Genomic DNA, 8,318 nt, shown 5'->3' on the forward strand with positions numbered 1-8,318 from the left:
GCCGCAATTTCCCGGGAATTTTATTTCAGAAAAAAACCAAGCGCCATGGTAGCGAGAACCAACGCTGCGGCAACTGCGAAACGACGCTCTCCGGCGCGGGCATAACCGAAGCATAGCATCGCCAGCCGCACCGCAGGCGTGGCGGTCAGCATTACTATGCCGCACAATATGACAAGCCGTCCGGTTTTCCCGCCCGAGAGCAGTCCGGCGGTCATTACGGCCGCGCTGGACCATACTCCCCAGAGCAATACCCGGTGTACCAGCGTTTGCACCTGCTTTTCGTTCATAAATACGCCAGCATTTTTATTGCGGCTGCCAGCACCAGCGCTGAAAAAGCGATTTGCAGCTTTTCCGATTTGCCCCTGTGCAGCAGCCGCATCCCCAGAGCGGAGCCTCCCAGCACCCCTATCACCAGCGGCGCGGTGATTTCCGGCGGCACCAGGCCTCGTCGTAAAAACACCGCCGCGCTTGAAGCCGCCGTTACGCCCAGCATGAAATTGCTGGTGGCGGCCGCGGCTTTGAGCGGCACGCCGCAGACAATATTCATCAGCGGAACCTGTATAATTCCGCCGCCTATCCCCAAAAGCCCGGACACGGCCCCCGCCAGCACCGACACCGCCGCAGCGGCGGGCAGCCGCTTTACGCCGTAGCTCACCATCCGCCCGGAGGCGGCGTCCTCGTATTGGCCTCCCAGCGCGCCGGAGGCGGCATCGCGGGGCGGAACCCGCTCCGCGCCGCTTTTCAGCGCGGCAAGGCCCCGTTTAAGCATCGAGGCGGACATAGCAAGCAGAAAAAACGAAAAGACCAGCTTCAGCGCGCGCTCCGGCATGAAGGCGGACACATACGCCCCGCCCAGCGCGCCCGCCGCGGTGGAAATTTCCAGCGAAAGCCCCAGCCGCATATTGGCCAGCCCGCGCTCCACATTGACCGCCGCCGCCGCGCTGGATACGGCTATTATCGTTATAAGAGACGAGGCGACCGCGCAATGGATGGGCTGCCCGAAATATATCACAAGAGCCGGCACTATGAATATGCCGCCGCCTATACCGAAAGCTGCGCCCAGCGCGCCCACCGCCGCGCCCAGCGCCGCCAGCGCCGCAATTTCCATGTTTCAATGATACAACAAAAAAAAGACGGGGCGTTTTCACGCCCCGTCCCGACATCTGGCAGCCGGAAGTGCTATTTCGGGTCCGGCAGCCCTATAAGCCCCGGCCATTCCTTGCGCGAGCGGTCCAGGAACGCCTCCTGCCTTTTTATCTTGCAGGACACGCACTCCGCGCCCGCCGACATGCGCCATGTGGCCTGCTCGCCCACATTGCTGGGCATGTTGCCGGAACAGTCGCCCGCCGCATGGCTTTTTAGATTGCTGCCCACGCTCTTTAACAGCGGAGATTCCGAGGGGAGATTGTACTTGGCGCGACGCACCAGCCCTGTCAGATTATTGGGTTTTTTAAGCTCGCCCTTGTCCTGGGCGTCCACGCGGGCCGGGCCGTTCTTGCCCCAGTACTTGACCTCCGCATCCTCGCTTTTTTTGCCTCCGGCCAGCTTGTAAAGCTGCTTGGCCAGCCCCTCGTCGCCCGCGGCGGCCCTGAGGTCGGTTGCGCCGGAATAGTAGAAAGCGGAGTCTCCGCCTCCGCCACCCTCTCCGCCGCCGCTGTCGCCATCCTTGCTGCCGGGCTCGCCGAAAGTCTTGATGGCCTTTTCCATTTTCTCGGCAAGCTGTTTGGCTTCGCTCTTGCTCATCCCGGCCTGGAATTTGGTCTGCAATTCCTGGGCGGTTTCCTTTGCCTTGCTTATGCCCTTGTCCGCCTTGCCTGAGATGTTTTCCCCGATGGATTTCAACTGCTCCTTGGCCTTGTTCTCGCGGGAGATGATGTCGGAGTACTGCTTTGAGCCCTCATTGATGGCTTTTATGCCCTTGGAAGTATCGTCCGGCGTGTCTCCCATTCCTTTCATCACGTTGTACTGGCCGCAACCATAGGCGTTGGGCCGCTCTGAGCAGAGCGAATCCATAGTGTTGTAAGAGCCGCTCTGCATGGAATTGGCGGATTCCGCCTCCTCGGCCTTGCTCTTGGCTTCGTCGGAGTACTTCTTGTAGTCGTCCGGTTTGAACTTGTCGGCCATGCCGCTTGCGTTCTTGGCCATTTTCTTTACGGCCTCATAGGAAGACGCAAGCTTTCCCGCCATGCCGCCCTTGCCGCTGTCGCCCACCACGGACTTGCGCACTTTATTGCATTTTTCCGCGGCGTCCTGGGACAGCTTGTCGTCCTCTCCGCCACCGCCACCACCACTATCACCACCGCCACCGCCGCCACCTCCGCCACCACCTTCGCCGCCGCCCTTGTCTATGCACTGTTTGCACTCCGGCATACCAGACTTGGCGGACTGATAGTCCTGTTTGTAGGTGTCCATCTTCTCGTCAATCTTGCCTTCCTTGTAGACCTGGTCCGTGGCCGGAGAACCGCCGCCTCCTCCTTCTCCTCCGCCTGCCGCAGCCCTCCAGTCGGTATCCCGCAGGGAGGAGCAACTGTCTATCATATTGCCGCAGCGCTTTATATTCAGCGAGGCGACATAGTATTCCCGCGCATACGGGCCCATCCAGCGCGGCAGCGCGCTGCTGGTATCGCTGCCGGGGCCGTTGCTGACGGAGGAACTGCCGTCGTCGTAATACGGGTCCCCCGCGCCGGAGTACTGGTCCTTGGAGCCGCTGCCGCTTTCATCGCTGCTGCCGCTTCCGCCTCCGCCGCCGCTGCTGCCTACCACTTCAAGCTTGCACTGCGCGCTGTTGACGTATTTTTTCCATTCGTCGCCTTCGGTGGGTTTCAGGAGAAGCGAGCCGTCCGCCGACTGGCAGCCGGAGGTTACCCTGACGCACTTGCACTGGTATTTTTTCGGGGCCGATGCGCCGCTGGTGGCTTTGCCGCTGCCGCCGCTGTCGCCTCCTCCGCCGCCCCCGCCGCCCCCGCCGCCTCCGCCGTCCATTGAAGCCGCGCTTTTGCCGCCACTGCTGCCATCGTCTCCGCCGCCATCGTCGCCGCCTCCCCCTCCTCCTCCGCTGCCTCCGGAGAGGCCTTTCAGCGCGCTGCTTATAAGGCCGCTTGTAACCTGCGTCGCTATCTGCTGCGGCAGCTTGTGCTGCCAGAAGTCCTCGTTGGATATGGCGTTCTGCATGCGCATCTGGGCGGCCTGCTCCGGCATTTTATGCTGCCAGAAATCCTCGTCCGCCAAGGCGTTGGTCAGCCGCGTCTGGTAGGCGAGCCGCCTCATCTGCTCCTCAAAGGACATCGGCTTGGGGGAAATAGTCTGCGTGCCCTTGGTGGTATTGCCGGCGGGCATTTTATTCTGCTCGCCCTGAGGCAGGCTGGTGGGATTGCCGCGGAAATCGCTGCCGCCGCCGGGCTGCATGAATGTCTTGTAAGCCGCCTCCAGCGCCGGAGCATTGCTGGCGCTGCCCGCGCCGAACGGGTTAAGCCATGCGCCGTTGCCGGCTGCCGGATTGCTGGCCCGCCCGCCTGAGCCGCCGCCGGAGCCAAATCCCCCGCCCGCGAACAAACCGGAGCCGGACTGCCGGCTGCCGAAACTGCGTCCGCCGCCCGGAGCCGCGCTTCCTCCCCTGGAGGGACCGAAACCGCCGCCTCCGCCCGCAGTCGCAGTGCCCACTCCGGGTGAGGCGCCGATGGCACGCCCCGTTCCGTAGCCGCCGCCTGGGCTGCCGCCCGCCGTAGTTGCCACGGCGCCCTGCGCCACTGCCGGGGCCGCGCCTCCGCGCGACGGGCCGAAACCGCCGCCCATGCCGGTGACGGCTGGGCTGCCGCCCGCGGGCGCGCCCGCGCTGCGGGATGGGCCGAAACCACCGCCTCCGCCTGCCGCGGCGGTACCGCCGCCCGGGGCAAATCCAACTGACGGACCCGTGCCGTAGCCGCCGCCGGCTATTCCGCCTGCCGCAGTGCCGCCGCCCGGAGCCGCGCCCGCGCGCGGCGGGCCGAAGCCCGGCGCTCCGCCGCGTGAGGGGCCGTAGCCGGGAGCGTTGCCTTCGCCCGAACTGGTTGTGGCCGGAGCCGCTCCGCCGCTGCGCGAGGGACCGAAACCGCCGCCTCCGCCCGCATTTGCCGCCCCCGCGCCGGAATTATATCCCGCCTGGCTTGCGCCGGGCAGAGAGGAGCCCGCGCCGCGCGCTCCTCCCGCAAAACCCGTGGCTGCCGCGCCGCCTGCGCCGCCTGCTCCCGCACCGCGCGCGGGGCCGTAAGCTCCGCCCGCGCCGGAAGAACCGGCGCCGAAACTGCCCGCCCCCGCCGGAGCGGGGCTGAACGCGCCCAGAGCCGCCTTGTCCAGCGAGCGGCCCGCGCCCTGCGCGTTGAGGTATTTGGCCATATTGTCCGACTTGGCCTTGATATTCTCGTAGTTTCCGGTGAAACCTGACGGACTGCTGCCCGCAACGCCGCCGTAGCCGTTCATGGCCACCGGATTGACAAAAGGCCTGCCAGCGGGCGCGGCGGAGCCTTTGCCGGCCGCCTGCAATATGCCAAGTCCCGACATCGAGCCAGCGCTGGCCGAGCGCATCCCGCTGGCCGCCGCTATGCCCCGTATGGCGGCGCGTATCTTGGGAATGACGCTGTTGGGCAGATTGTTAGAGGCGTTGTCCGCGCCGTGGCTTACCGGGCTTGGACGCGGGCTTTCCTTGACGTCGTTGTTGAGCGGAGGAGGCGGCGTCGTGGGAGCGGCACGCTCCGAGTCGGTGATAATCAGCGAGGAGGGGTCCCTTGCGCTCAGCGGGGTGATGACATCCGTCGCCCCGGAAGGCCCGCCCGGCGAGAAACCGCCGCCGATACCAGGTTCAAAGAAATCCGGCGCCTTGTGACGGTTGCCGAAACCGCGGCTGCGCTCCAGAGGATTTTCCTCCGGCGCCAGCATGTTGTTTGTGGCTATCGGGATAACCAGCACAAGCAGCAGCGCGGCTGCCACATAGGCCATGTCCTTTCTGGACTTGGAGAAATTCTTAAGCCGCGCCAGAAGGCCCAGATTGGCCGAACTGCTGGTCGTGCGCATTTTCGGCAGCCTGGAAAGTATGGCCACGGCCTTGCGCGTGGTCTTTTTCTTGCCGCCGGTTGTTCCGCCCATTGTAAGCGGGGGAAGTTCCCCTGTTTTGTCCGTGTCGCTCATAACCGCCTCCGCAACCGCGCGATTTCGCCCATCGTAATAAAGCCGTACCGCCGCACTGCCAATTATGCGGTCCCGCCGTAATATACAGCATGAATTGCGTTTTGTCAAGGGCCCTCTGGTCCCTTGGAACGATTGGGAGAGCCAAGGCAAAAAAACGCGAAACGATGCCGGACAAGATCATCCGCATTTTACCAGAACGGAAAGCGGCGCAAAAGAGCCGGATTTTTTGTAGAATTCCTGACAGCTAGCATCCGGAAAGCCTTTCGGATGACATGGAGATGACTATGAAACCGGGGATTGCAGTGATTGTATTGTTGAGCAACGCATTGTTCATGTCCGCCTGCGCAGAGCCTGCCGTTCAAAACGGCGCGCTTGCCACGATAGCGGAGGCCGCTCCTCCGGAAACGGCAAAGCCGGAACATGCCGCTCCCGCGGCAGATCCAGTGTCGCCGGAACAATCCCCCGCTTCCGCCGGAGCGCCCGCTTATTCCGCCGCTCTGTCCGCCGATGCCGGAACAAAGACGGCAAAGACGGAAACTGCCCCGCCGTCCGGCCAGCCGGAAAATGCGCCTGCGGCTGATGTGAAAATTTCCTCTCCCGCGGCGCAGCCGGAGGCCGGCGCGCCGTCCGCAGTCCCCGCCGCGGACAATACCGTAGCCGTTTCATCCGTTCCTCCGCAGCCTGCCGCCGAGGCCGCCTGCCCGCCGGTGGCGGAACTGGCCGCCAAAGCGGCCGCCGCCGACGCGGAAAACGACTTTTTCCCAGCCTATAATTTCATGAAGAAAGGCATTGAATGCGGCTATCCGTCATCGCCGGATTTCCGCTACGGTTCCGCCGCGCGCTATGCGGTCATGCTGGGCAAATACAGGGAGGCCGTGCGCCTGGCCGAGCAGGACGGCAAGGCCCTTGGGGCGCGCGCGCTGTCGGAGTATTTCAAGGGGGACCTGCGCTCCGCCGCAGCCAGCGCGCGGGAAGCGCTTAAAAACGAACCGTCCAACATACAGGCTCTCATAACGCTCGGTCTGGCAAAAGCGGACGTGGGAGAGACGGAAGCCGCGCTCGCCATTCTGCCCAATGACGGCAAGTTCGGCACCATGTCGCGCGCTTACGCGCTGGCCTGCGCGGGCAAAACATATCCCGCGGTGGATGCCTATTCCGGGGTGGATATAGTCATACGCTCGCTTGAATACCCCCCGGTGGAGGAAATAAAAAGCCGCATCGCGAAAATGACAGACAAGGACCGCGCCGATGCCGCCTCCGATGCCGTCAAGCTGGAGGAGAAGAAAAATTACCGCGGCGTGCTTCTGACTCTGGCCCTGCTTTCGCGGATGCCGGCTCTGTCGTCGGAAGAGCTGCGCGCCCGCAACGCGATGTTTGACTTCGCGCGCAAACATCCGGAGGCCGCGCCGCTTTCCAGGAAAGCCGCGGCTCTTTACGCCACCGCGGACGAGAAAATCAAGGCGGGCGATTACAAGGCCGCCCTTCCGCTGCTGCGGCGCACGCATATGCTTGCGCTGTGGGACGCGAAGGTGATACGCGAATACGCCATAGCCCTCGCCAGAACCGGCGACATCGTGCGCGCCCGCATGCAGGCCGACATCTATGCCGCGGCTTCCGGCGACGAAACCGCCGCGTCCGCGCTGAAAAAAGAGATTGCCGGCATTGAAACGCAGTCTAAATCCGCCAAATAGAGGAGAACAGCGATGAGGAAAACACGGGGCGCGTTGTTTGCCGGTGCGCTGGCGGCGCTGTCCGCCTTCCCGCTGACAGGCTGCGATAAGCTGAATCAGTGGCTCAATCCTCCTCCGGACACGCAGGCTCCGGCGGAGCCTGTCAGCATCGCCAGGGGCGGCGAACGGTTCGCATCCACCGCCACCCTGCTGAAAAAGCACGATTTCAGGACATCGGACAGGGCCAATACCCTTTCGCCGGTAATGATTGCCCAGCTTTCCGCCGTGTCAGGAGACAGGTTCCGGCTCGTGGACGCCGACGCCGATTGGGCGAACGGGGATTCGGCTTCCAACCCGTCCCTGTCCCCGCGCCGACTGATTCTCGTGGCCAACTACTCCAACATATGGGTGCTGGCATACGAGCATTTCAGAAATGTCCGGCACACGCACATAGCGTTTATAGAGTTGAATGGAAACAAGGTGCAATACTACTGGTCCGCGCTGGCGACGTTTCCCGTGAAGTCACTGTCCGACATCTCAAAGATACTGGACACACCGTCGTACTACATGTTCAAGAGCGCATCTGACACAAAAACCGCCGGGGACGATTTATAGCCCGGATTATTGTCTGGACGTTCTCTTGCACCAGTCTTTCAATGTTCGCATGACATGCAGCGGCGACTGCGGATATGCCGCCGCGGCACGCGGATTTTCACAGCGCGGGTTTTTGCGCTTTCCGACGTTGTTACTTTTGGCAGGACGGGCCCGTATGGCGGCGGCTATCTCGTAAAACCCGCCGTCGGCTTCCAGGTCCCACAAGCGGCCGCAGTAGCATTTGCCCATAAACCGGTAAGCCACTTCCGCGCGGGATATATTTCCGCTTATTATTTCGACCGGCTTGGTTCTGCCGGTGTTTGCGAGATATATCATGGCTGCCTCCCTCTTTTTTCCCCCGAAACCGGCCAGCCGCAGGGCAATCACGGGCAGGCCGTCGCAATTTGCCGCCCCGGCTCTCCCCGCCAGCTAACCCGGAAATTGCAACTGGCGGCGAGAACCGAGGCAGAGGATGCTAGCCTGAATGTTTCAGTTGGATTGCGGGATTCGGCGAAAAAATCGCTTCATACTGCCTTCACAAAATTATCCTTTCGCGCAGTGAGGCGCGCGCGGATAATTTTGTCCGGCATTATTTCGCGCTTTTTCTCCTCGGTCCTCGCAACCAACTGAAGCATTCAGGCTTAGGATAATCCCGGAATTTGACGAGCATACCTGTCCGGTATGCGGAGAAAACTCCGCACAGGAACGTCCCGCCGTCCGCCGGCGAATTCCGCTGTCCAGTTGCAATCCGGACTCAAGGAAAGCGGACAGCATTTTCTAATTGAATAATGAGCCTGAAATCTCTCGTCGTGGCTCCGTCGGGATATTTTTTGCCATGCCTCCCGTTTTGATTGATTTTACCGTGTCTTTTTCCTCCGCTTCGCGCAGAATTCT

At 62.6% G+C, this 8,318-nt stretch carries 6 protein-coding genes; 2 read left to right on the forward strand and 4 right to left on the reverse strand.

The window, feature by feature from the left end; translation table 11 throughout:
- Positions 1 to 20: 20 nt before the first annotated feature.
- From WC421_10145 to WC421_10155, 3 genes are all read right to left on the reverse strand, one after another.
- Complete coding sequence (locus tag WC421_10145) at positions 21 to 287, reverse strand: DUF1634 domain-containing protein (GenBank protein MFA5162593.1); 267 nt, start codon at positions 285 to 287, stop codon at positions 21 to 23.
- The gene (locus WC421_10150) at positions 284 to 1,108 is read right to left on the reverse strand and encodes a sulfite exporter TauE/SafE family protein (protein ID MFA5162594.1); all 825 of its coding nucleotides are present in this window, start codon (positions 1,106 to 1,108) and stop codon (positions 284 to 286) included. The genes WC421_10145 and WC421_10150 overlap by 4 nt, the downstream gene beginning before the upstream one ends.
- Before the next feature lie 71 nt (positions 1,109 to 1,179).
- A complete protein-coding gene (locus WC421_10155; GenBank protein ID MFA5162595.1) occupies positions 1,180 to 5,160 on the reverse strand; it encodes a hypothetical protein in 3,981 nt (1,326 codons plus the stop codon).
- 284 nt (positions 5,161 to 5,444) lie between these two features.
- Between WC421_10155 and WC421_10160 the strand changes: the two genes are divergently transcribed.
- Both WC421_10160 and WC421_10165 read left to right on the forward strand, forming a co-directional pair.
- Positions 5,445 to 6,851, forward strand: coding sequence for a hypothetical protein (locus WC421_10160; protein MFA5162596.1), 1,407 nt, complete (start codon positions 5,445 to 5,447; stop codon positions 6,849 to 6,851).
- Between the two features lie 12 nt (positions 6,852 to 6,863).
- Entirely contained in the window at positions 6,864 to 7,445 is a 582-nt protein-coding gene (locus tag WC421_10165; GenBank protein ID MFA5162597.1) for a hypothetical protein, read from the forward strand.
- A gap of 6 nt (positions 7,446 to 7,451) precedes the next feature.
- Here WC421_10165 and WC421_10170 read toward each other — a convergent pair whose 3' ends face one another.
- A complete protein-coding gene (locus WC421_10170) occupies positions 7,452 to 7,760 on the reverse strand; it encodes a hypothetical protein (protein MFA5162598.1) in 309 nt (102 codons plus the stop codon).
- Positions 7,761 to 8,318 lie beyond the last annotated feature (558 nt).

This window comes from Elusimicrobiales bacterium (assembly GCA_041651175.1).
Lineage (GTDB): Bacteria > Elusimicrobiota > Elusimicrobia > Elusimicrobiales > Elusimicrobiaceae > JAQTYB01.